Annotated in this window: 1 protein-coding gene; it reads left to right on the top strand. The window is 71.1% G+C overall.

The features are described 5' to 3' along the window. Positions 1-747, top strand: a 747-nt coding sequence (locus tag KWI83_RS37805) for a transposase (protein ID WP_218518891.1), incomplete at both ends; no start/stop codon positions are given.

The following is a 747-nucleotide window of genomic DNA, read 5'->3' as shown; positions in this document are numbered from 1 at the left end:
GGCGGTCGCGCTCGGCGGGGACTGCCTCGCCGATGTCGCCCTGCTGCGGGCCGAGCCGGCCGTGTTCGGGCCGGTGGCCTCCGACCCGACGGTCTCCCGTCTGATCGACATCCTCGCAACCTCCGGTGGGAAAGCACTGACAGCTATCCGCAACGCCCGGTCCGAAGCCCGCAGACACGTCTGGAAGTTGGCCGACGGCCGGACTCCGGACGCCGGTGGGCAGGTGACCGTGGACCTGGACGGAGTCCTGGTCGTCGCCCACTCGGACAAACAGGATGCCGCCCCGACCTGGAAGAAGACCTACGGTCACCACCCGCTGATGGGGTTCGTCGACCATGGGCCCGGCGGGACCGGCGAACCGGTGGCCGCTCTGCTCCGCCCCGGGAACGCGGGCTCGGACACCGCCGCCGACCACATCGCGACCGCCCGCCTCGCCCTGGCTCAACTGCCCCAAAAATTCCGGCGGGGGCGGCAGACCCTCATCCGCTGCGACTCCGCGGGCGGCACCCACGAGTTCGTGGCCTGGCTCGCCCAGCGGGGCCGATGGCTGTCCTGCTCGGTCGGCATGGTGATCACCGAGGCCATCCACCAGCACGTCCTCAAGGTCCCGGCATCGGCCTGGACTCCGGCCATCGAGACCGGTGGTGAGGTCCGCGACGGTGCCTGGGCCGCCGAACTCACCGGGGACCTGCTCGAGGGCTGGCCGAAGGGTATGCGGTTGATCGTTCGCAAGGAACGGCCGCATCC

This window comes from Streptomyces sp. TRM70350 (assembly GCF_019219825.1).
Taxonomy (GTDB): domain Bacteria; phylum Actinomycetota; class Actinomycetes; order Streptomycetales; family Streptomycetaceae; genus Streptomyces.
Note: the sequence above shows the minus strand (reverse complement) of the source record. Positions and strands in the feature narration are given on the sequence as shown.